19 protein-coding genes and 1 pseudogene are annotated in these 26,260 nt (G+C 66.7%); 5 read left to right on the top strand and 15 right to left on the bottom strand.

Annotated elements, in window-relative coordinates; genetic code table 11:
• Nucleotides 1-4,701, bottom strand: coding sequence for a glutamate synthase-related protein (locus AB4Y40_RS33140; RefSeq protein WP_368691441.1), 4,701 nt, complete (start codon nt 4,699-4,701; stop codon nt 1-3).
• Between the two features lie 652 nt (nt 4,702-5,353).
• Nucleotides 5,354-6,043, bottom strand: a pseudogene (locus AB4Y40_RS33135) (transposase); the annotation flags it as partial.
• 189 nt (nt 6,044-6,232) lie between these two features.
• Between AB4Y40_RS33135 and AB4Y40_RS33130 the strand changes: the two are divergent.
• A complete protein-coding gene (locus AB4Y40_RS33130; protein WP_133186264.1) occupies nt 6,233-6,952 on the top strand; it encodes an OmpW family protein in 720 nt (239 codons plus the stop codon).
• 375 nt (nt 6,953-7,327) lie between these two features.
• Nucleotides 7,328-7,702: a YqjD family protein gene (locus AB4Y40_RS33125; protein WP_133186266.1), complete on the top strand. Its 375-nt coding sequence runs from the start codon at nt 7,328-7,330 to the stop codon at nt 7,700-7,702.
• Between the two features lie 36 nt (nt 7,703-7,738).
• On the opposite strand, the gene ugpQ is transcribed toward AB4Y40_RS33125, so the two are convergent.
• The 8 genes from ugpQ to pilM all read right to left on the bottom strand — a co-directional run bounded on the left by ugpQ (nt 7,739) and on the right by pilM (nt 15,803).
• Nucleotides 7,739-8,494 (bottom strand): glycerophosphodiester phosphodiesterase, encoded by a 756-nt coding sequence (ugpQ, locus tag AB4Y40_RS33120; protein ID WP_368691501.1) that lies wholly within the window; start codon nt 8,492-8,494, stop codon nt 7,739-7,741.
• Between the two features lie 52 nt (nt 8,495-8,546).
• On the bottom strand, nt 8,547-9,686 hold the full coding sequence (locus AB4Y40_RS33115) for a deoxyguanosinetriphosphate triphosphohydrolase (protein ID WP_368691500.1): 1,140 nt from the start codon (nt 9,684-9,686) through the stop codon (nt 8,547-8,549).
• Between the two features lie 133 nt (nt 9,687-9,819).
• Nucleotides 9,820-10,902, bottom strand: coding sequence for a 3-dehydroquinate synthase (aroB, locus tag AB4Y40_RS33110; protein WP_324157976.1), 1,083 nt, complete (start codon nt 10,900-10,902; stop codon nt 9,820-9,822).
• Between the two features lie 75 nt (nt 10,903-10,977).
• On the bottom strand, nt 10,978-11,532 hold the full coding sequence (aroK, locus tag AB4Y40_RS33105) for a shikimate kinase AroK (protein ID WP_069268233.1): 555 nt from the start codon (nt 11,530-11,532) through the stop codon (nt 10,978-10,980).
• A 131-nt stretch (nt 11,533-11,663) separates the two neighbouring features.
• Complete coding sequence (gene pilQ / locus AB4Y40_RS33100; RefSeq protein ID WP_368691440.1) at nt 11,664-13,289, bottom strand: type IV pilus secretin PilQ; 1,626 nt, start codon at nt 13,287-13,289, stop codon at nt 11,664-11,666.
• Nucleotides 13,286-14,158, bottom strand: coding sequence for a hypothetical protein (locus AB4Y40_RS33095; protein WP_368691439.1), 873 nt, complete (start codon nt 14,156-14,158; stop codon nt 13,286-13,288). Before AB4Y40_RS33095 ends, pilQ begins: the two co-directional genes overlap by 4 nt.
• Complete coding sequence (locus AB4Y40_RS33090) at nt 14,155-14,826, bottom strand: fimbrial assembly protein (RefSeq protein WP_368691438.1); 672 nt, start codon at nt 14,824-14,826, stop codon at nt 14,155-14,157. Before AB4Y40_RS33090 ends, AB4Y40_RS33095 begins: the two co-directional genes overlap by 4 nt.
• Nucleotides 14,823-15,803: a type IV pilus biogenesis protein PilM gene (pilM, locus tag AB4Y40_RS33085; RefSeq protein ID WP_368691437.1), complete on the bottom strand. Its 981-nt coding sequence runs from the start codon at nt 15,801-15,803 to the stop codon at nt 14,823-14,825. The genes AB4Y40_RS33090 and pilM overlap by 4 nt, the downstream gene beginning before the upstream one ends.
• Before the next feature lie 289 nt (nt 15,804-16,092).
• Here pilM and AB4Y40_RS33080 point away from each other — a divergent pair, with 289 nt between their 5' ends.
• Complete coding sequence (locus AB4Y40_RS33080; RefSeq protein WP_368691436.1) at nt 16,093-18,528, top strand: penicillin-binding protein 1A; 2,436 nt, start codon at nt 16,093-16,095, stop codon at nt 18,526-18,528.
• A gap of 79 nt (nt 18,529-18,607) precedes the next feature.
• On the opposite strand, the gene cyaY is transcribed toward AB4Y40_RS33080, so the two are convergent.
• The gene (cyaY, locus tag AB4Y40_RS33075) at nt 18,608-18,925 is read right to left on the bottom strand and encodes an iron donor protein CyaY (RefSeq protein WP_028206540.1); all 318 of its coding nucleotides are present in this window, start codon (nt 18,923-18,925) and stop codon (nt 18,608-18,610) included.
• Nucleotides 18,926-18,960: 35 nt separating this feature from the next.
• Here cyaY and AB4Y40_RS33070 point away from each other — a divergent pair, with 35 nt between their 5' ends.
• Together AB4Y40_RS33070 and lysA are read left to right on the top strand one after the other, a co-directional pair.
• On the top strand, nt 18,961-19,320 hold the full coding sequence (locus AB4Y40_RS33070) for a lipoprotein (RefSeq protein WP_368691435.1): 360 nt from the start codon (nt 18,961-18,963) through the stop codon (nt 19,318-19,320).
• 9 nt (nt 19,321-19,329) lie between these two features.
• Nucleotides 19,330-20,601, top strand: a complete 1,272-nt coding sequence (lysA, locus tag AB4Y40_RS33065; protein ID WP_368691434.1) for a diaminopimelate decarboxylase — start codon at nt 19,330-19,332, stop codon at nt 20,599-20,601.
• A gap of 76 nt (nt 20,602-20,677) precedes the next feature.
• Here the strand turns inward: lysA and msrQ are convergent, their stop codons facing one another.
• The 4 genes from msrQ to AB4Y40_RS33045 all read right to left on the bottom strand — a co-directional run bounded on the left by msrQ (nt 20,678) and on the right by AB4Y40_RS33045 (nt 26,141).
• The gene (gene msrQ / locus AB4Y40_RS33060; protein WP_368691433.1) at nt 20,678-21,397 is read right to left on the bottom strand and encodes a protein-methionine-sulfoxide reductase heme-binding subunit MsrQ; all 720 of its coding nucleotides are present in this window, start codon (nt 21,395-21,397) and stop codon (nt 20,678-20,680) included.
• Nucleotides 21,398-21,409: 12 nt separating this feature from the next.
• On the bottom strand, nt 21,410-22,411 hold the full coding sequence (gene msrP / locus AB4Y40_RS33055) for a protein-methionine-sulfoxide reductase catalytic subunit MsrP (RefSeq protein ID WP_368691432.1): 1,002 nt from the start codon (nt 22,409-22,411) through the stop codon (nt 21,410-21,412).
• 207 nt (nt 22,412-22,618) lie between these two features.
• Nucleotides 22,619-23,863, bottom strand: coding sequence for a c-type cytochrome biogenesis protein CcsB (gene ccsB, locus AB4Y40_RS33050; RefSeq protein WP_368691431.1), 1,245 nt, complete (start codon nt 23,861-23,863; stop codon nt 22,619-22,621).
• 46 nt (nt 23,864-23,909) lie between these two features.
• On the bottom strand, nt 23,910-26,141 hold the full coding sequence (locus AB4Y40_RS33045; protein WP_368691430.1) for a cytochrome c biogenesis protein ResB: 2,232 nt from the start codon (nt 26,139-26,141) through the stop codon (nt 23,910-23,912).
• Nucleotides 26,142-26,260: the final 119 nt, after the last annotated feature.

Raw genomic sequence — 26,260 nt, 5'->3', positions numbered from 1 at the left:
TCAGGCGGCCAGTTCTTCCTGGCTCGCCTTCTTCGCGCCGAGTTCGCTCAGTGCGCGCTTGTATTCCGTCGGGAACACCTTCACGAACTGGCGGCGCGCCGCATCCCAGTTTTCGAGCAGCGCCTTGGCGCGCGGCGAGCCCGTGAACTGGAAGTGACGCTCGACGAGTCCCTTGAGCAACGTTTCGTCGGTCTGGCCTGCGTGCCACAGTGCGCGATCCACGGTGCGCTCCTGTTCGGCCTGTTGCAGGACCGGGTCGAGCGCGACCATCGACTTGTTGCACTTGCCGGCGAAGGTGCCGTCCGGGTCGTACACGTAGGCGATGCCGCCCGACATGCCCGCCGCGAAGTTACGGCCCGTTTCGCCGAGCACCACCACCGTGCCGCCCGTCATGTATTCGCAGCCGTGGTCGCCCGTGCCTTCGACGATCGCCGTCGCGCCCGAGTTACGCACCGCAAAACGCTCGCCCGCCACGCCGCGCAGGAAGGCTTCGCCTTCGAGTGCGCCGTACATCACCGTGTTGCCGCAGATGATGTTTTCTTCGGACTTGCCGCGGAAGTCGTTGGTCGGACGGATGATGATGCGGCCGCCCGAGAGGCCCTTGCCGACATAGTCGTTGCCGTCGCCCACGAGGTCCAGCGTGATGCCGCGTGCGAGGAACGCGCCGAAGCTCTGACCCGCCGTGCCCTTCAACTGGATGTGGATCGTGTCTTCCGGCAGACCGTCGTGGCCGTACTTCTTCGCGACGACGCCCGAGAGCATCGCGCCGACCGTGCGGTTCACGTTGCGCACCGGCTGGATGAACGAGACGTGCTCGCCCGTTTCGATCGCAGCCTTCGCCTTCTCGATCAGCGTGTGATCGAGCGCGCGGTCCAGACCGTGGTCTTGCGTGTCGACGTGCTTCTTCGCGACTTCCGCGCCGACCGACGGCTGGTAGAACACGCGCGAGAAGTCGAGACCCTTCGCCTTCCAGTGCTCCACGCCACGGCGCGTGTCGAGCAGATCCGCGCGGCCGACCAGATCGTCGAACTTGCGGATACCCAGTTGCGCCATGATTTCGCGCACTTCTTCAGCGATGAAGAAGAAGAAGTTCACGACGTGCTCGGGCTGGCCCGAGAACTTCGCGCGCAGCACCGGATCCTGCGTCGCAACGCCGACCGGGCAGGTGTTCAGGTGGCACTTGCGCATCATGATGCAGCCCTGCACGACGAGCGGCGCCGTCGCAAAGCCGAATTCATCCGCGCCGAGCAGCGCGCCGATCACCACGTCGCGGCCCGTCTTCATCTGACCGTCGGCCTGCACGCGGATACGGCCGCGCAGCTGGTTCAGCACCAGGGTCTGCTGCGTTTCCGCCAGACCGAGCTCCCACGGCGTGCCTGCGTGCTTGAGCGACGAGAGCGGCGAGGCGCCCGTGCCGCCGTCGTGACCGGCGATCACGACGTGGTCGGCCTTGGCCTTCGCCACGCCCGCTGCCACCGTGCCCACGCCCACTTCCGACACCAGCTTCACCGAGATCGACGAAACCGGGTTCACGTTCTTCAAGTCGTGAATGAGCTGCGCCAGGTCTTCGATCGAGTAGATGTCGTGGTGCGGCGGCGGCGAAATGAGGCCCACGCCCGGCACCGAATAACGCAGCTTGCCGATGTATTCCGAAACCTTGTGGCCCGGCAGCTGACCGCCTTCGCCCGGCTTCGCGCCCTGCGCCATCTTGATCTGGATCTGGTCCGCCGACGACAGGTACTCCGCCGACACGCCGAAGCGGCCCGACGCGACCTGCTTGATCTTCGAGCGCAGCGAGTCGCCATCCTTGAGCGGGATGTCCTTGACGACTTCCGGCCCGATGATCGACTGCATCGTGTCGCCGTTCTTGATCGGAATGCCGCGCAGTTCGTTGCGGTAGCGCTTCTCGTCTTCGCCGCCTTCACCCGTGTTCGACTTGCCGCCGATGCGGTTCATCGCGACGGCGAGCGTAGCGTGCGCTTCGGTCGAGATCGAGCCGAGCGACATCGCGCCAGTCGCAAAGCGCTTGACGATTTCCTTGGCCGGCTCGACGTCGTCGATCGAGATCGCGCGCGCCGGGTCGAGGCGGAATTCGAACAGACCGCGGAAGGTCATGTGGCGCTTCGTCTGATCGTTGATCAGGTGCGCGTATTCCTTGTACGTCTGGTACGAGTTGCTGCGCGCCGAGTGCTGGAGCTTGGCGATCGCGTCCGGCGTCCACATGTGGTCTTCGCCGCGCACACGGTAGGCGTACTCGCCGCCCGCGTCGAGCATGTTGGCGAGAACCGGGTTGTCGCCGAATGCGTCGCGGTGCAGACGAATCGCTTCTTCGGCCACTTCGAACAGGCCGATGCCGCCCACCTTCGAGGCCGTACCCTTGAAGTACTTGGCGATGAGATCGTCAGCCAGACCGACGGCTTCGAAAATCTGCGCGCCCGTGTACGACATGTACGTGGAGATGCCCATCTTCGACATCACCTTGAGCAGGCCCTTGCCCACTGCCTTGGTGAAGTTGTAGACGGCCTTCTCGCCCGACAGGTCGCCCTTGAGGCCCTGCGCCATTTGCGCGAGCGTTTCCATCGCGAGGTACGGGTGCACGGCTTCCGCGCCGAAACCGGCGAGCAGCGCGAAGTGGTGCGTTTCACGCGCCGAACCCGTTTCCACGACGAGACCCGTGCTCGTGCGCAGACCGTGCTGCACGAGGTGCGAGTGGATCGCCGAGGTGGCGAGCAGCGCCGGGATCGCGACGTTGTCGCGGTCCGCGCGGCGGTCCGACACGATCAGGATGTTGTAGCCCGACTTGACCGCATCGACGGCTTCCGCGCATAGCGACGCGAGGCGCGCTTCGATGCCTTCCTTGCCCCAGGCCACCGGATAGCAGATGTTCAGCTCGTAGCTGCTGAACTTGCCGCCCGTGTACTGCTCGATCGCGCGGATCTTCGCGATGTCCTTGAAGTCGAGCACCGGCTGCGACACTTCGAGACGCATCGGCGGGTTGATGTTGTTGGTGTCGAGCAGGTTCGGCTTCGGGCCGATGAACGACACGAGCGACATCACCATGTTTTCACGGATCGGGTCGATCGGCGGGTTCGTGACCTGCGCGAACAGCTGCTTGAAGTAGTTGTAGAGCGTCTTGTTCTTGTTGGACATGACCGCCAGCGGCGAGTCGTTGCCCATCGAACCGACCGCCTCTTCACCCGACATCGCCATCGGCGCCATCAGGAACTTGAGGTCTTCCTGCGTGTAGCCGAACGCCTGCTGACGGTCGAGCAGCGCGGCGGCTTCGGCACGCGCAGTCGCGACGTCTTCCGCCTTCGGCTCGATCTCGTCGAGCTTGATGCGCACGGCGTCGATCCAGCTCTTGTACGGCTTGGCGTTGGCGAGGTTGTCCTTGAGTTCCTTGTCGTCGATGATGCGGCCGTGTTCCATGTCGATCAGGAACATCTTGCCCGGCTGCAGACGCCACTTCTTGACGATCTTCGACTCGGGGATCGGCAGCGTGCCGGCTTCCGACGCCATGATGACCAGGTCGTCGTCCGTGACGATGTAGCGCGCCGGACGCAGACCGTTACGGTCGAGCGTCGCGCCGATCTGGCGGCCGTCGGTGAACGCGATCGCGGCGGGGCCGTCCCACGGCTCCATCATCGCAGCGTGGTATTCGTAGAACGCCTTGCGGTTCTCGTCCATCAGCGTGTGCTGTTCCCAGGCTTCCGGGATCATCATCATCATCGCGTGGACGAGCGGATAGCCTGCCATCACCAGCAGTTCGAGACAGTTGTCGAACGATGCGGTATCCGACTGGCCCGGATAGATCAGCGGCCAGAGCTTGGGCAGGTCGTCGCCGAGCACGTGCGAGGCGATCGCGCCGGTACGGGCGTTCAGCCAGTTCACGTTGCCCTTCACGGTGTTGATTTCACCGTTGTGGGCGATCATGCGGTACGGGTGAGCCAGTTCCCACGCCGGGAACGTGTTGGTCGAGAAGCGCTGGTGCACGAGCGCCAGTGCCGACACCACGCGCTCGTCCTGCAGGTCGCGGTAGTACACACCGACCTGGCCGGCCAGCAGCAGGCCCTTGTAGACGACCGTGCGCGCCGAGCACGACGGCACGAAGTACTCCTTGCCGTGCTTGAGCTTGAGCGCCTGAATGCGGTGGCTCGCGGTCTTGCGGATGATGTACAGCTTGCGCTCGAGCGCGTCCGTGACCATCACGTCCTTGCCGCGGCCGATGAAGATCTGGCGGATCAGCGGCTCGCTCGCCTTCACCGTGGGCGAAATCGGCATCGCGTGATCGACCGGCACGTCGCGCCAGCCCAGCACGACCTGGCCTTCGGCGCGCACCGTGCGCTCGAGTTCCTGCTCGCAGGCGAGACGCGAGGCGTGCTCCTTCGGCAGGAAGATCATGCCGACGCCGTACTCGCCGAACGGCGGCAGCGTCACGCCCTGCTTGGCCATCTCTTCGCGGTAGAACGCGTCCGGAATCTGGATCAGGATGCCCGCGCCGTCGCCCATCAGCGGATCGGCGCCCACGGCGCCCCGGTGGTCGAGGTTCTCGAGAATCTTCAGGCCTTGCTGAATGATTTCGTGGCTCTTCTTGCCCTTGATATGGGCGACGAAGCCGACGCCACAGGCGTCGTGTTCGTTTTGCGGGTCATAGAGACCTTGCGCGGCGGGCACCGCGGCGCGCTGCTGGTGATCGTTCATGGGGACACCGTCAGAGTGGGGGCCGTTGCCAGCCGTTGAATCCGTTTTCTTGATTTACGCCGCTTACGTGACCGCTGTACGGCGTTGCGCGGGTACTACGTGCTTCCCGCGTTATGCGCCCAGGAGAGCCGAAAGGCGAATATACGCGACGAATCAAGGGGATGCAAATAAAACGTGATGTTAGAACCCCAATTATCGAGTTGGTGCATTCGCACATTTTTTTATTGGGGTCATATTAAATTCGAGCAAAAGAAAACGGCATCCGGAGATGCCGTTTTATCTCGTAAACAGTTGATCCAAAAAGCAATCAGTGAGTGCCAGTGCCCGGCTTGCGCTGGTCGCGTTCCGAACTCGAACCGGAGGAGCCGCCGTCACCGGAACCCTGCGAACCACCGGAATGGCCGTTCGAGCCACCCGGATTTACACCCGATGTTGTAGCCGAACCACTACCCGCGTGGCCGCCTCCATGCGTCGAAGTCGAGCCGGCCGGATTGGCGCCGGGATGCGAAGTCGAATGGGGGCCAGATTGAGCGGCGCCATGGCCCGCCGACTGACCGCCCGCCCCGCCCGATCCGGCCGCAGGCGTCGAAGCCGGGCTCGCGGTGGCCGCGGCGCCAATGGCGCCCGGCGTTGCCGCTGGCGTGCCCGGCGCTTCGCGCACCTTGCGCGGGCGCCCGCGCGGCAGCGGCGAGACGCGCCGGTTCGCCGTGCGCGACGCCCAATCGCGGTACGTGTCGCTGCCGAGCACCCAGCCCTTGAGCGTGGCCTGCATGAGCTGCGTCGTTTCGCGTTCGTCGAGCACCTGCTCGCAGAGTTCGCGATACGCGCGCTGACGCTCGAACGGCGTGTTGCCGAGCGCCCAGTACAGCGGATGGTCGGTGATGAGACTGTCGACGGTCAGGCCGATGTGATGCCGGTAGCTCGACCATCGATAGTCTTCGGGCGCCGTCACGAGGTGGCTGCGCACCGGTGCGAGCTCGACGACGCGGCTCGCCAGCAGGAAGAAGCGCTCGCCCTCGATGACCGTCGCGCGGTAGCGCCCCTCCCAGAGCGTGCCGCGACGCGCATAGCGCCGGTTGAAATGCGCCACGTAGCGCCGGCCGACCGCCTGCATTGCCTTGGGCAGGCTGGATTCGTCGGAAGGCGTGACGAGCAGTTGCACCGCGCCGGGCATCAAAACCCACGCATGCACCGCCAGATGATGATCGCGCGCCGCGGCCTTCAGGCAGTCGATGAACAGTTCGTAGTCCTGGTCATCGACGAACGCGGGCTGCTGATCGAGTCCGCGCAGGATCACATGCTGTGGCTGATCGGGAACATAAAGACGTGCAAGCCGTGCCATGCTCGATTTTCCTGGTTCCGTTGGTGAATACCCGCAGACCCGCCAGGCCCCACCAGCGCTAGTTCTCGCTGGCATGCGGCTTCGGCGGAAAGCTCGCGGCGCTTAGTAAAAAAGCTCTAACGGTCGCGTCTGGTTTGTTGCAAACGTTGTGTTCATAATGAGCGGGCCTTTCATGGAGGAGCAATTAATATGAAATTAAAACAGGCGCTGGCAGGGGTCGCCGCGCTCGCCAGTTTCACGGCAGCACACGCACAATCCGCAAACACGTTCTACGTCACCACCGGCTGGTTCCGCTTCATGCCGCAGGACACCAGCGATCCGCTCAAGATCGACAGCGTCGGCGGCACGCCCGTCAACATGGCCATTCCGAATACGGGCGCCAGCGTCGGCTCGGCCGACACCGTGGGTTTCTCCCTCGGCTACTACATCACCGACCACTTCGCGACCGAAGCCGAACTGGGCATTCCGCCGAAGTTCGATATTTCCGGCGGCGGCAGCTTCAGCAGCTTCGGCAAGGTCGGCTCGGCGAAACTGTGGAGCCCCGCGCTGTTGTTCAAGTACTACTTCAACAGCCCGGAAGCAAAATTCCGTCCTTACCTCGGCATCGGCGTGACCTACGCCTGGTTCACCGACGCGAAGATCACCAACGGCTCCTTCGAAAACGGCGTGCTTGGGGGTCCGACCAGTGTTTCGACGGATCGTTCCTGGGCCCCCGTGTTTAACCTGGGCTTCAACTACAACTTCACGAAGCACTGGTTCGCCGGTTTCTCGCTCTCGTACATTCCGATCAACGTGACGGCTACGTACAACACGACGCTGAACAACCAGTTCGGCACCCAGCGAGTCGCGGAATCGAAGATTCACCTGAACCCGCTCGTGACGTACCTGAAGGTCGGCTACAACTTCTAACGCGCTGCGGCGCCACGCACCACCTCGCGCCGGCCCTTCGCCTCGCCCTTGCGGCGTCTGGCGGAGGGCGGCGTTTCCCGCCTGGCCGTGCCCTTCCCGTCTTCGCGTCTCCATCGATTTTTCCCCGCCTTCGCATGGGCTTATCCTGATTCTATGCCTCTGCGAAAAAGCGTGCTGTCCCCGTAATCACCTGTTTTGTCACCAGAGATCGGAGCCCCGCCTGGCGGGCATTTGCGCCCGGCTCGCTGCGCTCGTTCAAGGCTTGGGCACTGGAATTGCGCAATACTGGCACTCCGGTCCTCGCCCTCCCGCGCCCTTTTTCGTGCGCCCCGCGGCGAGCCTTTTACCTGTGACTTTTCAACGACGGAGCCATACATGAGCGCCTTTCCGAACACGCGAGAAGCCCTCGGAGATTCCTGGACGCGCACGAGCCGACATGCCCGGCGCATCGCGCGCCGCGGCCGCAGCGCCGCCGCCGATATCACCGACGAGTTGCGTGATCTGCTCGCCGAGCTGGAAAACACGCTGGGCGAAGGAACCCAGGCCGATGCGGCTGCGCTGCGCGCCGACATCCGCAAGCGTCTCGACGCCGCCCGCGAGCGGCTCGAAGTCGCGCGTGCCGCCGCGCGCGACCATACTGACGCGGCTATCGCCGGCGCTGACGACTACGTGCACCGCAATCCCTGGCAGGCCGTCGCGATTGCCGGCGGCGTGGCGCTGGTAGTGGGCGCGCTGCTCTCGCGCCGCTGAAGGAGGAGCCGGGCACCGGCCGCCCGGCCTGGGGCCTCAGGCGTCGAGCGCGTGCGGCCCGATCAGGTCGATACGGTCGGTGCAGACCGTATCGACGCCCCAGCTCACGAGCTGGCGAGCGCGGTCGAGGTCGTTCACCGTATAGGCGAGGATGAAAAGCCCCGCCGACTTGATGCGCCCGACGAGCGCCTCGTCCAGATGGCGATGGCTCGCATGGAGCGACACACACTCGAGCGCCGCGGTCTGCTCGCGCCAGTCGGCGGGCACCCGCTCGAACAGCAGGCCGCGCGGCAATTGCGGCGCGCTCTCGCGCGCCGCCTCGAGCGCCGCGTAGGAAAACGACGAGAGCAAAGGCGGCACGCCCGCCTGCGCTTCTTGCTCCCACAGGCGCGCCGTTTCGGCGCCGACCATCCGGCCTGTCTCCACGTCGCGGCCCGCGCAGGGCTTGATCTCGAGGTTCGCCGCAAGCCCCAGTTCACGACAGCACTTTGCGACCTGAGCGAGCGTGGGCATCGGCTCACCCGCAAAACGCGCGTCCCGCCAGCTGCCCGCGTCCAGCGTGGCAAGTTCCGCGTAGCGCATGCATGCCGCGGCGCCGTGCCCGTTCGATGTGCGGTTCACCGTGTCGTCGTGGAGCAGGAACGCGACGTTGTCGACGGACAGCTTGGCGTCGAACTCCACCAGCGTATGGCCGAGGCTCGCGCCCGTGCGCAGACCCGCCAGCGTGTTCTCGGGCGCGAGCGTGCCGCCCCCTCGGTGCGCGGCAACGCGCGGATACGGCCAGGTCTTGATCAAATGGGCTCCCGGAATCAGCAGGGGCGGTGAGAGGGGGCGAGCCGCGCCCTCAAACGTCGTCGGCGACGACGAAGAGACGGCGGTACTCCTTCAGGGCATAGCGGTCGGTCATGCCTGCGATGTAATGCGCGATCAGCCGCGGCTGCACGGCGGCGTCCTGCGTCTGGTACGGCGGCGGCAGCAGGCGCGAGTCTTCGCTGAACGCCTCGAACAGCCCCTTCACCACGCGCCGCGCCTTGTTGGCCATGCGCATCACGCGATAGTGGCGGTACAGGTTGCGGTAGAGAAAGCGCTTGAGCGCAGCCGCCTGCGCGGCCACGCGCTCGCTGTGCGCGACGAGCGCGGGCGCCGCGCGCACGTCGTCGAGCGACCGCGGCGCGCACTCGGCGAGATTGCGCCGCGTCTGCCCGATCAGGTCGACGATCAGCGTGTTGATGATGCGCCGCACCGTCTCGTGAACCAGCCGGCGGCCCTCGATCTGCGGATATTCGGCGCGCGCGGCGTCGTAGTGCGTTTGCCAGAGTTCGACCTCGGCAAGCTGCTCGATGGTGAGCAGCCCCGAGCGCAAGCCGTCGTCGACGTCGTGGTTGTTGTAGGCGATTTCGTCGGCGATGTTGGCGATCTGCGCTTCGATCGACGGCTGCCGGCCGAGCAGAAAACGCTCGCCCAGATCGCCCAGATGCCGCGCATGCTCGCGCGAGCAGTGCTTGAGAATGCCTTCGCGCGTTTCGAAGCACAGGTTCAGGCCGTCGAACGCGCCGTAGTGCTCTTCGAGCTCGTCCACGACCGCGAGGCTCTGGAGATTGTGCTCGAAGCCGCCGTGCTCGCGCATGCACTCGTTGAGCGCGTCCTGGCCCGCATGGCCGAACGGCGTATGGCCGAGGTCGTGGGCGAGCGAGATCGCCTCAACCAGATCCTCGTTCACGCGCAGATTGCGGGCGACCGAGCGGGCGATCTGCGCGACTTCGAGGCTGTGCGTGAGCCGTGTGCGAAAGAGATCGCCCTCGTGATTCACGAACACCTGGGTCTTGTACTCGAGGCGGCGAAACGCCGTGGAATGGACAATGCGGTCGCGGTCGCGCTGGAACTCGCTGCGCGCGGCGGGCGGCGGCTCGGGATAGCGCCGCCCGCGCGAGCGCGAGGCGTGCGCCGCGTAAGGCGCGAGACCCGCCTCGAATGACGCGACCAGCGCGGCGCTGGCGTCGCCGCCATGCGCGTCGCTACGTTCCTGAACGCTATGGGGATCACTACGGGGATCACTACGGTTATCGCTGCGGGTGTCGCTCACCGTTCCTCCGCAAGGGGTTGTCGCCGGCGCCGCCTCAGTTCTGCGTCGCGGCGGCGAGCGTGGCCTGCACGGCTTCGTCGGGCGCGCGGCCGATGTGCGTCTCGCCAAAGCGCTTGAGCAGGATGAACTTGATCGCTCCGCCCTCGGCCTTCTTGTCGACCTGCATAAGCTCGACGTAGCGGTCGGCGCCGAGCGCGGGCGCACGCACCGGCAGCTTCGCGGCCTCGACCACACGCACGAGGCGCGTGCGCGAGGCTTCGTCCAGCATGCCCACGCGTACCGAGAGGTCCGCAGCCATCACCATGCCGCAGCCCACCGCCTCGCCGTGCAGCCACTCGCCGTAGCCGAGCCCGGCCTCGATCGCGTGGCCGAACGTATGGCCGAAGTTGAGGATGGCGCGCAGGCCGCCCTCGCGCTCGTCGGCGGCGACGACCGATGCCTTGATCTCGCACGAGCGCTTGACCGCGTGCGCGAGCGCTTCGGGCTCGCAACGGTTGAGCGACTCGACGTTGGCTTCGATCCAGTCGAAGAATTCGGCGTCGGCAATCGCGCCGGTCTTGATGACCTCGGCAATGCCGGCCGCCAGTTCGCGCTCCGGCAGCGTGGCCAGCGCGCCGATGTCGGCGATCACGGCCTGCGGCTGGTAGAACGCGCCGATCATGTTCTTGCCGAGCGGATGATTGATGCCCGTCTTGCCGCCCACCGACGAATCGACCTGCGAAAGCAGCGTGGTCGGCACCTGGATGAACGGCACGCCGCGCATGTAGCAGGCGGCCGCGAAGCCCGTCATGTCACCCGTCACGCCGCCGCCCAGCGCGATGAGCGTGGTCTTGCGGTCGGCGCGCGAGGTGAGCAGCGCGTCGAAGATCTCGTTGAGCGTTTCCCAGTTCTTGTGCGCCTCGCCGTCGGGCAGCACCACCGTGTTGACGTCCTTGCCGAGCGGCGCAAGCGCGGCGCGCAGCGTCTCGCCGTAGAGCGGATCGACGACGGTGTTCGTCACGATCGTGACCGACTTGCCGGCGATATGGGGCGCGAAGAGCGCCGTCTGACCGATCAGGCCGGAGCCGATATGGATGGGGTAGGCGCGGTCGCCCAATTCGACGTTGACGGTAATCATGCTCTGAATCTTTTGGGTTTCCGATGCACTGCCTGCTGCACGACTCACTGCGCGACTCACCGGGCGACCTGCGCCCTACTCGCGCGCCGTGGCCCGCACGACGCCGGCCATGTCGAGCTGCATCAGCACCATGTTGACGAGTCCGTTGACGGAAGGCCGGCCGGTTTCGATCACGAAGTCCGCGACTTCGCGATACAGCGGGTCGCGCACTTCGTACAGCGCTTCGAGCCGCGCCTTCGGGTCTTCGGTTTGCAGCAGCGGGCGATTCTTGTCGCGCCGCGTGCGCAGCCACAGGTCGTGCGGATGCGCGCGCAGATACACGACGAAGCCGCGCGCCTTGAGCGCTGCGCGATTTTCGGGCCGCAGCACTGCGCCGCCGCCGGTCGCGAGGACGATGCCTTCGCGCCCCGTGAGCTCTTCGATCATCTGGGCCTCGCGGTCGCGGAAGCCCGCTTCGCCTTCGAGTTCGAAAATCACCGGGATGCGCGCGCCCGTGCGCGCCTCGATCTCGTGATCGGAGTCGAAGAACGGACGCTCCAGCCGGCGCGCGACCGCCCGGCCCACGGTCGTCTTGCCGGCGCCCATGAGCCCTACGAAAAATACATTGGCGTTTGCGTCCCGCACTTGCAGCGTTTCCTACGAAAGGTTGGTGCCGCAGCTTACTGGCAAAGCGGCGGCATTGTCGAGCCTGCGGCCCCGTTGATCAGACCCCGTAAACATGGGGCTGCCCGCTGGCAGCCAGTTTGCCCGATCAATGAGGGTCAATTCGGCTCCACGACGCGCGGCGTGATGAACACCACGAGCTCGCTGCGCTTATCCCGGTGCGCGCGATGCGAAAAAAGCGCGCCCAGAACCGGTATTTTGCCCAGGAGTGGCACGCGCGTCACATCATCGCGGTCATCGGTCGCGTCGATGCCGCCAATCGAGACCGTCCCGCCGTCCTCGATTTCCACGCGCGTCTGCACGTGCTTGGTGTTGATCGCAGGCCCGGCGGCCGTTTGCTCGCCGACACTGTCCTTCGCCACGTCGAGGTCGAGTATCACGCGGCCATCGGGTGTGATCTGCGGCTCGACTTCGAGTTTCAGGCTGGCGCGCCGGAATTGCACGCCCGAAACGCCCTGCCCGACCTTGGCCTGATAAGGCAGCTCGGTACCCTGCTCGACGACGGCCTTCGTGCGGTCGGCGGTGACCACGCGCGGGCTCGACACCACCCGTCCGCGCCCTTCGGCCTCGAGCGCGCTCAACTGGATGTCGAGCAGACGCGTGGCGCGCGCGGCCAGCAGCGTGAGCCCAAGGCCCGCGGGCTCGAAGCCGGCAATCGGGCCCGCCGCGAGGTCGTACACCGTGCCGTCGGCTTTGGTGGTCAGGCCGCGGGGGGCCGTTGCGTCCACGCTCACCGGCGTCACGCCAAGACGCACGCCCAGCTCGCGCGACAGCCCCTCTTCCCCCTCGACGATACGCGCCTCGATCAGCACCTGACGCGCGGGCGCATCAAGCCGCCACACGAGTTCGCCGATCTGGTCGAGTCGCGCCGGCAGGTCGGTGACGAAGAGGACATTCGTGCGCGCGTCCGCCACCGCCGTGCCGCGCTTCGAGAGTGCGCGCTGTGCGCCCGTGCCGGTCAGGAAGCGGCGCAGATCCTCGGCGCGCGCGTAATGCAACTCGAACGAGCGGCTCGCGAGCGGCTCCAGCTCCGCGGCCCGGGCGTGCGCCTCGTAACGCTGCCGCTCGCGCGCTGCCACCTCCGCGGCGGGCGCGACCCAGATCACGTCGCCGATGCGCGACATCGCAAGGCCGTTTGCTTCCAGCAGCAGGTCGAACGCGGTACGCCACGGCACGCGCTCGAGGCGCAACGTCACCTGGCCGCGCGCCCGTTCGCTTGCGACGATATTGAGCTTCGTGAACTGGGCGAACGCATGCAGAACGGCCGTGAGTTCAGCGCGCTGGAAGTTGAGCGTGATCGGTCGGTCCGCCGGCAAGCCATCGTTGGCTGCCGCGGCGTCGCCGAGGCGCGTCGGCGCGCGCATGGGCACCGGCGGCCCTTCGAGCGGCCCGGCCGCAGGTGTGGCGCTGACCGGTTCGCGCGAAGGCTGGGCGGCGCGTTGGGACACGCCAGCGTCGCCGTCCGCGTCTGCCCGCGAAACGTCTTCGGGCGCGACTTCGGTCGTAGAAGCATCGCTGCCTCCCATGAACGGATTGGCGATCCACTGATTCGCTGCGGGCTCCCCCGCCCCGTCGGGCAACGGCGGCACTTCGTAGCGCGCGAGCGCCGCCGGCGGACGTGCCCACCCAGGTCGAGGCGGCGGCACCGCGGCCCATGCCGCGCACGCGGCAACGCTCACCATCAACGCGGCGAGGACAACAACGCTCCGCTCGAGCGCGCTCATTTCGCCGCCTCCGCCCAGCCGAGCGCGCGCGTCGTCCCACCCGCCGCGACGACGACCCGCGCCGGCCCGATTGCCAGCACGCGCGCATTGCCGACCGCCTCGCCCGCCTGCGCGGACACGACGCCCTCGGGCGTTTCCAGGAGCGCGAGGATACGCAGCCGATCCTGCAGGATGCCGGCAAGGCGCCACCCGTCTTCCGCCCTCCCGGCCGCAGCCGCGTGCGCAAAGGGATCGCGCTCCACCGCTGCGGTAGCCACCGCCAGCGGCACGGCGGGAAGCGCATCGTATACGCGCAACGTTGCCGAGACCGACAGACCGGTTCCCGTGCGCCGGATGGCAAGCTCGAATGGCACCGTGAGCGCCGCCTCGCGCGCCAACTCTACGAGCAGTCGGCGCAGTTGCGCGAAGCTGCCTTGCGCGACCAGCCTGATCGACCGGAACGCCTCGGCTTGCACGCCGCCCGCGACGCCTGGCTCCAGCATATGCAGCACGAGGCCCGATTGCGCGGCGAGTTGCGAGATGCGGCGAATGTCGTCGGCGGAATTGCCCGCACGCGGCGCACGCGAAGGCATTCGCGCCGCAGCTTCGCGCAGCGCGGGCAGACGCGCCAGGACTTGCTGGGCATCGCCGTAGCGCTTTTGAGCGGCTTCCAGCGCGGCGCGCGCTGCATGGACGCCAAGCGGATCCCCGACGATGCAGGCGCCGCTTGCAGTGGCGAGAGCCAGCACGGCAATCGTCAACGCGACAGCCAGGCGGCGGTGCAGGCTCCACGCGTGCAGCGGCGGCCATCCGCGCACGACGTTGCCCGCGCCTGACCGAGCCGGGACGAGCGCCCGCTCCTGCCCAGCGTGCGCAGCCATCGTGCTCATGTCGCCTCCTTCGCTGCGGCGTCGCTCGACGCTCGCGGTGCGCCGGCTCGCGGCACGGTGCTCGCGCCTTGCCAGACGAGATGAGCCGCGACGCGAATCGGTTCGCCGTCGGACGCACGCTCGCGTGCAGCGCCGGCCGGCGCGCCGCGCTTGAGTTCGCGCACGCTCACGGCCTCGACATCGGGCAGCGAGCGCAGCCGTCCGAGCCACGCCGCAGCCGCCGATTCGTCCGCTGCGCTCGCCTGCAGATCGGTTTCATCGGCGAACTGCGCGAGCTGCTGCAAGCCGACGCCCGGCAGAGCGTCGCTTGCCAACGCGTCCGCGAGGGCGAAAAAGCGCGCCGTAGCCCGCGCGTGCTGCCGGGCGAGTCGCTCGCCGACACGCCGCGCTTCGCTCTCCCGCGTGAGGCGCTGCGCCTCGGCGAGCGGTGCACGCCACTGCGCCAGCGGCCGCTCCAGCGCCGCGCGACGAGCCTCGAGCGCGCTGCATTCGACGCGCTGCCAGAGCACGACACCCAGCGCACACGCGCACCCGCCAAGCGCCGCGGCGCCCCATTCGAGCAGGCGCCAGCAACGCCGCCTGCGAATGGCGCGCTGCCGCCACGGCAGCAGATTGAATCCGCCGACGGCCCGACGCGGTAACTCGCGCACGGCGCGCGCGAGCGTCATTCCGCCACCCCGCGCAACGCGAGTCCGAACGCCACCGCGCACGCCGGATCATGCAACAGCGTCGCCGCGAGCGGCCACTCGATGTCGGCCAGCGGTGCGCATTCGAAGGGCAGCACTGGCGCGCCCAGCGCGTCGCCGATGTCGGCCATCGTGAAGTTCGCGCCGCGCAGCATGGCAAGCTCGCCCGAGACCTGCACGCAGCCGGCCTGCTCGCCGTCGACGAGGTCGCGCAGCGCCTCCACGAGATCGGCATGTTCGAGCGCGGGAAAGCGCATGTGCCGGATGACCGAGTCGTCGACGAGCAACCAGCCATGCACGCCTTCCGGGCCGACCCAGATCGCCACCCAGGGCTCGTGCGGCGGCAACTCGTACACCGCCGCGTGCCGCATGGCGCGCAACGCGGCGTGCGCTTCGCCGTCCACGGCGCACAACGTGATGCCCGCCATGGCCGCACACTCGATGCGCGCTTCGAGATGCTGCCGCGCCGTCGCCGCGATCGTCACCTGCGCTTCGTGGCTGCGCGGCGTGGCCGGCAGCACGCTCCAGTCGACCGCCAGCTCGCCGCGCTCCACGCCCGCCACGCGTTCCGCCTCCGCCAGCACGAGCGGCTCGAGCGCCGCGTGAATACCCGACTCGTCCATCGCACCCGCCGGCGCAAGACGCGCGAGCGGCACGGTCGCGACGAGCGTCGCGCTCGTGGGCAGCGCCATGGCGCAACGCAGCGACGCCGCGGCGCTGGCGCGCGGCAACTCGCCAAACACGCCGCGAAGCGCCGCGACGATGGCCGCCCGGTCGACGATCTCCGCGCCGGCGAGCGCCTCGCGCGCGAGCGGCGCGCCCGCCAGCCATTCGAGGCGGACCGGCCCCGCCCCGACAATACGCTGGCTCAACACCACCAGCGTGACCCCGCGCGCGCTTAAATCCACACCCGCGGCAAAGCGGCGAGCGCCCAACAACAGCGGATTCCCGAAACCCATCGCATCCCTCCCGTTTGTCCGTGCGCCGCAAACCGTTCGCAGCGCGTCGATGGAGAAATTGTGCGAAGCGGGGCGGCGCACGAATACTCGGCCGAACGGCCAACGATCGCCGCCAGCGCTATTCACGCGCGAGGGGCGCGTCTACAGTGCGAATATCAGCAATAAGCGTCAGCAGACGCGTCGACAGAAACAGCGGCTTGCGTGCTCGCATGCGCCGTCCATGTAAGCATCTCGAAAGCCCGTGAGCGAGCGGCGGCTATAATCGCGGGACCGTTTTTCTGGTGTTCGTATGCAAGATCAGCTTCCTTCGTCCGTACCGCCTTCCACGCCGCCCGAGCCGCCCCGGCGGCGCAAGCGCCCGTGGTGGGCCACGCTGCTGATCGCCTTTTTCGGCCTCATCTTCGCCGGCGTGGTGTGCGTCGCGCTGGTGCTCGGCTACGCGCTCGTTGTGGCGACGCCCAACCTGCCGTCGCTCGAGGCGCTCACCGACTATCGCCCGAAGGTGCCGCTGCGCATCTACACGCGCGACCACGTGCTGATCGGCGAATTCGGCGAGGAGCGGCGCGACATCGTCCATTTCAGGGACGTGCCCGACAACCTCAAGAAGGCCATTCTGGCCATCGAAGACGCGCGCTTCTACGATCACGGCGGCGTCGATCTCGCCGGCATCGCGCGCGCGGGCTTCGTCGCGCTCACCAATGGCCACGCCACCCAGGGCGCCAGCACGATCACCATGCAGGTGGCGCGCAACTTCTTCCTTTCGAGCGAAAAGACCTACACGCGCAAGATTTACGAGATGCTGCTCGCCTACAAGATCGAGTCGAAGCTCTCGAAGGATCAGATTCTCGAGGTGTACATGAATCAGATCTATCTGGGCCAGCGCGCGTATGGCTTCGCGAGCGCCGCGCGCGTGTACTTCGGCAAGGATCTGAAGGACCTCACGCTCGCCGAGTGCGCGATGCTGGCCGGCCTGCCCAAGGCGCCGTCGGCCTACAACCCGGTCGTCAACCCGAAGCGGGCGAAGGTGCGCCAGGAGTACATTCTCCAGCGCATGCTCGAGCTGCACTACATCACCCAGCAGCAGTACGACGAGGCCGCGGCGCAGCCGCTCGTCGTCAAGGGCGCGGGCAAGGAATTCAGCGTCCACGCCGAGTACGTCGCGGAAATGGTGCGCCAGATGATGTACGCGCAGTACCACGAGGAGGCGTACACGCGCGGACTGAACGTCGTCACCACCATCGACTCCGCCGACCAGGACGTCGCCTATCGCGCGCTGCGCAAGGGGCTGATGGACTACGAGCGGCGCCACGGCTATCGCGGGCCCGATGCATTCATCGACCTGCCCACGGACAGCGACGAGCGCGAGCAGGCCATCGACGACGCGCTCGTGGAGCACCCCGACAACGGTGAACTCGTGGCGGCGGTCGTGACGGCGGCGAGCCCGAAGGAAGTGCGGGTCACGTTCATGGACGGCAACACCACGAGCATCACCGGCGACGGGCTGCGCTTCGCGCAGTTCGCGCTCTCCGCACGCGCGCAGCCGTCGCAGAAGATCCGGCCCGGCGCCATCATCCGCCTCGCGCGCAACAACGCGGGCGAGTGGTCGATCACGCAGCTGCCGCAAATCGAAGGCGCGTTCATCTCGATCGTGCCGCAGGACGGCGCGATCCGCGCGCTCGTCGGCGGCTTCGACTTCAACAAGAACAAGTTCAACCACGTCACCCAGGCGTGGCGCCAGCCGGGTTCGAGCTTCAAGCCGTTCATCTACTCGGCGTCGCTCGACAAGGGGCTCGGGCCGGCGACTGTCATCAACGACGCGCCGCTCTTCTTCAGCGCCGCCGAAACGGGCGGCCAGCCGTGGGAGCCGAAGAACTATGGCGGCGGCTTCGACGGCCCGATGAGCATGCGCACGGCGCTCATGAAGTCGAAGAACCTCGTGTCGATCCGCATCCTCAACCACATCGGCACGAAGTACGCGCAGCAGTACATCACGCACTTCGGCTTCGACGCCGACCGGCATCCCGCCTACCTGCCGATGGCGCTCGGCGCCGGTCTCGTCACGCCCCTGCAGATGGCCGCCGGCTACTCGGTATTCGCCAACGGCGGGTATCGCGTGAATCCGTATCTGATCGCCGAAGTCACCGACCAGCGCGGCATGGTGGTCGCCCAGGCGCAGCCGCTCGTGGCCGAGCAGAACGCGCCGCGCGCGATCGACCCGCGCAACGCGTACATCATGAACAGCCTCTTGCAGAGCGTCGCGCAGCGCGGCACGGGCGCGAAGTCGAACGCCCTCAAGCGCACCGACCTGGGCGGCAAGACCGGCACGACCAACGACTCGCGCGACGCGTGGTTCGCGGGCTATCAGCACACGCTGGCCGCGATCGCGTGGATCGGCTACGACAATCCGCGCAGCCTCGGCGACAAGGAAACGGGCGGCGGTCTCGCGCTGCCGGTCTGGATCGACTACATGCAGAAGGCGCTAAGCGGCGTGCCCGAGTACAGAATGGCGATGCCGGACGGCATCGTCACGCTCGGCGACGAGCTCTACTACGCCGACGCCACGCCGGGCCACGGCTTCGTCTCGACCGTGGGCATCAGTCAGGCGGCACTCGAGGCGTCGGCGAGCGGCGCATCGGGCGCGGACGATGCGGGCGCCGCGCCCGCCCCGGAGCACGTGAATGCGAAGGAGAAGGAAGACATCATGAATCTGTTCCGCGGCCACTGAGGCTCGCGGCAACGGTGGCAATGAAAAACGGGCGCCAGTCTTTCGCGCCCGTTTCTTTTACGAACTCACGCTTGCGCGCTTATGGCTCGAACCGTACCGGCTCGCCCGCCTGCTCCGTTGCATACGCCGTGAGCGCCGAGAAGAATTCGGTGCCCGTGCGCGTGTCGCGCCATTCGCCATCGATGAAGCGATAGTGGAAACCGCCTGCCTTCGCCGCGATCCAGATTTCGCGCATCGGCGGCTGCAAATTCACGATGATCTTCGTGCGATTCTCGAATTCGAGCGTCAGAACGTTGCCGCTGCGCTCCAGTTCGATGTCGGCTTCCGCCTCGTCCACAGCGCGCTCCACGGCCGCCAGCACGGCCTCCGCGCGGCTCAGGTAGTCATTGTCTGGCATGCTAAACTCCACCGGTTATTCATTCAGGGACAATTATGCGTGTCATTTCCCGGACGCGCGCAGCGGCCCCCAGCGCATGGACGCCCCGCGCGATTCTAGCGGCTTTTGCGATCGGCGCCGTCGCGCTCGCAGGCTGCGGCCAGCGCGGTGCGCTCTACATGCCCACCGTGCCGCCGCTTCCGCCCAAGCCCAATTTCGAAACCACGCAGCCGGAAACCGGCGCGACGCCTGCAGGCGCGCCCGCAAGTGCGCCCGAATCGGCATCGGCACCGGTTGGCACGATTCCGGACACCTCCGGCACGCCGCTGTCGTTGTCCCCGGACACCGAACTCGGCACCCCGCCCGCGACCACCGGCAGCCCACAACCGGCTTCCGACGCCACGCCAACCCAGTAAAACACTCGCATGACCCAGTCCGCTTTTCACCGCGATAACGGCACGCTCTTCGTAGAGGGCGTCCCGGCCGCAGATCTCGCCGCACAGTACGGCACGCCGCTGTATGTGTATTCGCGCGCGGCACTCACCGCCGCATGGCACGCCTACGCCGACGCCTGCGCCGGCCGCCGCGCCAAGGTGCACGTCGCGGTCAAGGCGAACAGCAACCTCGCCGTGCTCAACGTGTTCGCGCGCGAAGGCGCGGGCTTCGACATCGTTTCGGCGGGCGAGCTCGCCCGCGTGCTCGCGGCAGGCGGTAAGGCAGAGGACGTGGTGTTCTCGGGCGTCGGCAAGACCGCTGGCGAAATGCGCGAGGCGCTCGAAGCGGGCGTGAAGTGCTTCAACGTCGAGTCGATTCCCGAACTCGACCGCCTCAACGACGTGGCGGGCCAGCTCGGCAAGAAGGCGCCGGTTTCGCTGCGCGTGAACCCGGACGTCGATCCGAAAACTCACCCGTACATTTCCACCGGCCTGAAGGCGAACAAGTTCGGCGTGGCGTTCGAGGAAGCGCGCGCGACCTATCGCACCGCCACGGCCATGGCACACCTGGACGTGGTCGGCATCGACTGCCACATCGGCTCGCAGATCACGGAAATCGCGCCGTATCTCGACGCCATCGACAAGCTGCTCGAGCTCGTCGACCAGATCGAAGCCGACGGCGTGAGCATCCGCCACATCGACGTGGGCGGCGGCCTCGGCATCACCTACGACGACGAAACGCCGCCCGATATCGGCGAGTTCGTGCGCACGGTGCTCGATCGCATCGAGGCGTATGGCGCGAAAACGGGCAAGACGCGCGAGGTGTACTTCGAGCCGGGCCGCTCGCTCGTGGGCAATGCGGGCATCCTGCTCACTACGGTCGAGTTCCTCAAGCCGGGCTCGGAAAAGAACTTCGCGATCGTCGACGCCGCGATGAACGACCTCGCCCGTCCCGCCATGTACGACGCGTATCACGCGATGGAACCGGTCGTTGCGCGCCAGTCGGCGCCGCAGACCTACGACGTGGTCGGCCCCGTGTGCGAGAGCGGCGACTGGCTGGGCCGCGCCCGCTCGCTCGCGATCGAACCGGGCGACGTGCTCGCGATCCGCTCCGCGGGCGCCTACGGCTTCGTGATGAGCTCGAACTACAACACGCGGGCGCGCGCGGCCGAGGTGATGGTCGACGGCAAACGCGTGCATCTCGCGCGCGAGCGCGAAAGCGTGGCGCAGTTGTTCGCGAGCGAGCGCGTGCTGCCGGACTGAGTCTTTCGTTCGCACGCCCATGAAAAAAGCGACGCTACGGCGTCGCTTTTTGTTTGCCTGCCTGCGCGCGATGCACCTACGCGGCGCCCGCCCCCGCGCGCGCGGCACGCCAGCGCGCCAGCAGCCACACGGCCACGCGCCAGCCGAGCAGCGCCAGCATGATCGCGCCGTAGAGCTTGGGCAGCACGAGGTCGTGCTTGCCCGCCTTCATCCACCAGAAGTGCAGGATCGCCAGCACGCCGATCGCGTAGATGAGCCGATGCAGCGTCTGCCAGCGGCGTCCGAGCCGGCGCGCCATCGCGCGCGTGGACGTCACGGCGAGCGGAATCAGCAGCACGAACGCCGCGAAACCCACCGTGATGAACGGCCGCTTGCCCACGTCCTTGAGCATCGCGGCAACGTCGAACCACTTGTCGAACCAGATGTAGGTCGTGAAGTGCAGCGTCGCATAGAAAAACGCGAAGAGGCCCAGCATGCGCCGAAAGCGGACCAGCGTATTCCAGCCCGTAAGTCGTCGCAGCGGCGTGACCGCGAGCGTGATGCAGAGGAACACCAGCGTCCACAGGCCCGTGGAGCGCGTGATGAACTCGATCGGATTCGCACCGAGTCCGTCCGTGAAGCCGAACAGCAAAAGGCGCGCGAGCGGATACAGCGCCGCGACGAACACCGCCGCCTTCGCCCACGGCAGCCAGCGGGGGCCCGTCACGCTCCCCGCCTTTCGCGCAGGACGCGGCTGGGCCGCCCCCACGCGCGCGGCGGCCTGTGGTGTCGTCGTCGATTCCATCTCTCGCTCCATCTAGCTCGTTGCTCAGAAGTTCTTGCGCAGATCCATGCCCTGATACATCGACGCGACGAGGTCGCCGTAGCCGTTGTACATGAGCGTCTTGCGCTTGGGCTGGAAGAAGCCGTCCTCGCCGATGCGCCGCTCCGTGGCCTGGCTCCAGCGCGGGTGATCGACGTTCGGATTCACGTTCGAATAAAAGCCGTATTCGTTCGGCGCGTACTTGTTCCAGCTCGTGGGCGGCTGGTTCTCGACGAAGCGGATCTTCACCAGCGACTTCGCGCTCTTGAAGCCGTACTTCCACGGCACCATCACCCGCACGGGCGCGCCGTTCTGGTTCGGCAGCACCTGGCCGTAGAGGCCGACCGTGAGCAACGTGAGCGGATTCATCGCTTCATCCATGCGCAGGCCTTCGGAATACGGCCAGTCGAGAATCGGCTCGGCGAGGCCCGGCATTTGCGAGTGGTCGGCGAGCGTGATGAACTGCACGTAGCGTGCGTTGCCCGTGGGCTGCGCGCGGCGGATCAGTTCGGAAAGCGAAACACCGATCCACGGCACGACGATCGACCAGCCCTCCACGCAACGATGCCGGTACACGCGCTCTTCGAGCGGCGCGAGCTTGAGGATCTCGTCGATGTCGTAGACCTTCGGGTTCTTCACCTCGCCCTCGACGCTCAGCTTCCACGGGCGCGGCCGCAGCGTGTGCGCGTTTTGAGCCGGATCGCCCTTGTCCATGCCGAACTCGTAGAAGTTGTTATAGGTCGTGATGTCCTTGTAGGGCGTGACCTTGTCGAGCGCGACGAACTTCGTGTTCGTTTGCGCGGCGAGCTTCTGCGCCTTCGGGTCGCCGGGGGCGTATTCCGCAAGCGCCTGCGTTGCACCGAACGGCCCCGCAATGCCGCCGAGCGCGAGCGCGCCCGCGGCCCGCAGAATGCGCCGGCGCTGTTCGTACACCCTTTGCGGCGTGATTTCGCTCGCGGGGATGTCGTCGCCGTTGAGCAAGATCCTGCTGCTCCGCTTGATCCACATATCGCTGCTCCTGCTTCTTGCGTGGCGTGCGCCGCCAGCACATTGATCGTATCTCGACCCGTCCTGGCGTGCTGTGCACGACGTGGATCGACTGGATGACCTCAAGCGGGCAAACGCGCAATTCGCAGAAAACTTCCCGGCGGGCGAAAAAAAAACCGTCGGAGCGCGAGGCATCCGACGGTTAATTCGTCTCGTGGGCCGATTCGGTTACAGCTTGCCGTAGCTGTGCAGGCCCGAAAGGAACATGTTCACGCCGAGGAACGCGAAGGTCGTGACGAGCAGCCCGGTGAGCGCCCACCAGGCCGCCACGCCGCCTCGCAGGCCCTTCATGAGGCGCATGTGCAGCCAGGCGGCGTAGTTGAGCCACACGATCAGCGCCCAGGTTTCCTTCGGGTCCCAGCTCCAGTAGCCGCCCCAGGCCTGCGCGGCCCACAGCGCGCCGAGAATGGTCGCGATGGTGAAGAACGCAAAACCCACGGCGATCGACTTGTACATGACGTCGTCGAGCACCTCGAGCGCGGGCAGGCGGTCCGCCAGCACGCCGCGCTCCTTCATGATGTACGCCACGCCCACCATGGCCGAAAGCGCGAAGCTGCCGTAGCCGATGAAGTTCGCGGGCACGTGGATCTTCATCCACCAGCTCTGCAATGCGGGCACGAGCGGCTGGATCTGCTGCGCGTCGCGCGAAATCGAGTACCACATCAGGAAGCCCACGGCCGCGCTGATCACGAGCAGCACGAACGCGCCGAGCGCACGCGTGTCGTAGTGTCTTTCGTAATACAGATAGAAGAGCGCGGTGATGAGGCTGAACAGCACGAACACTTCGTAGAGGTTCGAGATGGGAATGTGGCCGACGTCCGCGCCGATGAGATAGGACTCGTACCAGCGCACCATCAGGCCGACGAAGCCCATGAGCACCGCCGCCCATGTGAGCTTCGAGCCGATCGAGCCGCCCGAGGGCGAGCGCGAGAGCAGGCCGATCCAGTAGAACAGCGTGGCGAGCACGAACAGCGCGCTCATCCACAGAATGGCCGACTGGCTGGAGAGGAAATACTTGAGGAAGAACGCCTGATCCGCGCGCGCGAGGTCGCCCTGGTAGATCTGGATCGCGAACAGCGCGAGCACCGCGATACCGGCCATGAGCAGCCGCGCCGGCTTCCAGCGCCAGCCCAGCACGACGAGCGCCGGCGTCGTGCCGCAGAGCACCAGCTTGTCGTAGTAGTTCATGTGCGCGTGGTAGCGCGAGAGCGCGAAGCCCGCGCCCGCCACGAGCGCCAGCGCGAACAGCCAGTCCACCGCCGTCAGGCGGCGCAGGAAAGGGCGTTCGTCGAACAGGACGTCGGCGAGCGGATCACGGGCAGTCGTGGCGCCGTGCGCCACAGCGGCATTGGCCACCTGCGCACGTTCGGCGCGGCGAGCCTTCGCGGAGGAGGAAACCTGAGACAAGTCCATGGGCTTACCGGTGTTGATCGTGAGTGGCTGTAATCGCGTGCGTGAATCAGGGCGCACGGTCCGTGCCGCTGCCGTTCGTGTCGCCCGCCTCGTTCGCGGTGCCGGTTTGCGGCGCCGCGCCTAGCGCACGGCCGACCGCGTCGCGGGTACGGGCGAACTCCTTCTCGAAGTCGAGGGTACGGCGGGCGGTCGACATCGCCATGATGACGTCGACGCCGTGGTCCTGACCGTCCTTCCGGTCCTTCAGCCAGAACCACAGACGCCGCTCACGCACGTAGAACATCGAGAAGATGCCGAGCACGAGCAACAGGCTGCCAAGATACACGACTTTCTTGCCCGGCGCGCGCGTCAACTGAAATACCGAAGCTTGCACCTGCTTGAATGAATCGAGCTGTAGATAGACAGGCGATCCATACAGGAAACTGTCGGAAATCGCGTTGATCGAGTCCTGCACGAAGCGCGCGGCGTCGGCATCGGGCTTCAGGTCGGACTCGCCGGCCTGCTCGCGCGCGAGCTGCCAGAGGTCCCATGTCGCACCCTCGAGCATGCGCAGCAGGAGGCTCGCCGCCTTTTCCTGCTGCTCCTTCGGCACCGACTTGTCGATGAACGCCGCCACGGCCTGGAAACCGCCAGCGGCGCCTGCAGCGCCCGCAGCACCGGCCTGCGGGGCATCCAAGCCTGCGAACAGGGTCAAGACGCGCTCGGCGCTGTCCTCGAGATGTTGTTGCAGCTCCCGGTTCGAATCGGGGACCGAGCGCGCGGCGAAACGCTTCGCGGCCTGCACGCGCAATGCGGGGTCCTCGAAGGCCGCGCGCAGCATCATCCACTCCTTCGGCGTGCCGCCGCTGTCGGCGGGAATACGCAGGTAGCGGAACGGATCGTCGGGATTCTCGCGCATGCCCGCGAGGAACATGCGATCGCCGCCGCCCACGTCCACGGGCAGCATGTAGTTGTTGTACTCGCGCGCCTGGCCGTTCTTGTCGCGCACCTTGTACTGCACCGAGGGGCCGACGTTATGCAGGTCGAGCGGCTTCGAGCTCTTCGCACCGGAGCCGAGGCGCTCGTCGAACGCCTCCTTGAGCGACTGGTGCGCCACGCCGCGCGCGTCGTTCGCGCCGCTGCCATTCGAGATGTTCTCGACGTTGATCGCGCGGAAGTCCGCGAATTCGATGGTCTGACCGTCCACGCCCGGCACCGTCTGGCCGGCGGGCACCGCGAGCGGCGCCGAATTGCCGATCGTGCCGCCGAACGGGAAACTCTTCGCGCCTGCGCCCGACATGGGCCACGCCGTCATCGACATCTGCGAGCCGCCGTCCTGGAAGCTCGACTGATAGATCGACACGCCGTCGTACTCGAACGGCTCGTTCACCTCGATGCGCGCCGGAACGCGCTGGCCGGTCTTGTGGTCGATCACGACGATGTCGCTCGCGAACAGCTTGGGCATGCCCGTCGAGTAGTAATCGACGATGAACTTGTTGAGTTGTATCGAGAACGGCAGGTCCTGGATCAGCGAGCCATCGGGCTGGTTGAGGATGGCCGTGGAGACGAACTGGCCCTCGGGCACCCAGGCGTAGCCGCGGAAGGTCGGGTTCGATTGCGAGAGCCGGTGCTCGGGCGCAATGTCGTTGATGACTGCGTTGCTGCGGATCGGCGTCTTGTCGAACAGCCACATCTGGAATTTGATCGGCAGATTGCTGTCGAGCAGGCCGCCGAGGCAAATGATCACGATCGCGAGGTGCGCGAAGATGTAGCCGATCTTGGTGAGCGCACCGCGCTTGGCCGCAATGAGCGTGGCGCCATCGCTCTCGCGCGTGACGAACCGGTAGCCCATGCGCCCCGCCAGCTTGCCGAGCGTGGCGGCCGTTTGCTCGCGCGAGCCGCCCTCCACCGCGAACTCGCCCTTGTGATGGAACGCGCGCAGGCTGCCTTCGCGGACCTTGTCCTTCCAGCTCTTCATGTCCGCGAGCATCTTCGGCGCGTTGCGGATCACGCACAGCGAAACCGACACCACGAGAAAGCCGAGGATCGTCATGAACCACCACGCGCTGTAGACCGTGTAGAGGCTCAGCGAGCGGAAGATGTCGGCCCAGAAGGGGCCGAACTGGTTGACGTAGTTCGGGTACGGGTCGTCCTGCGTGAGCACCGTGCCGATGATGCTCGCAATGGCGAGCACGACGAGCAGCGCAATTGCGAAGCGCATCGAGCTGATCAGCTCGACGGCGCTCCTCACCGCCTTCTGGCGAACATTCAACTGCAAACCCTGCGTGGTGACGCTCATTCAAACTCCGCTTTTTCGCTCTTGCTGCTTTCTTGCCGAACAGGCGCTACAGCAAAAAAGGGTGCAGGCGCGCCGCCAGCGTGACGACGCCCTCACCCTTTTCTTGTTTTCCGGCCGGC

Origin of the sequence: Paraburkholderia sp. EG287B (assembly GCF_040965595.1) — a bacterium.
Classification (GTDB): domain Bacteria; phylum Pseudomonadota; class Gammaproteobacteria; order Burkholderiales; family Burkholderiaceae; genus Paraburkholderia.
This window is presented reverse-complemented; position numbering and strand designations above follow the sequence as displayed.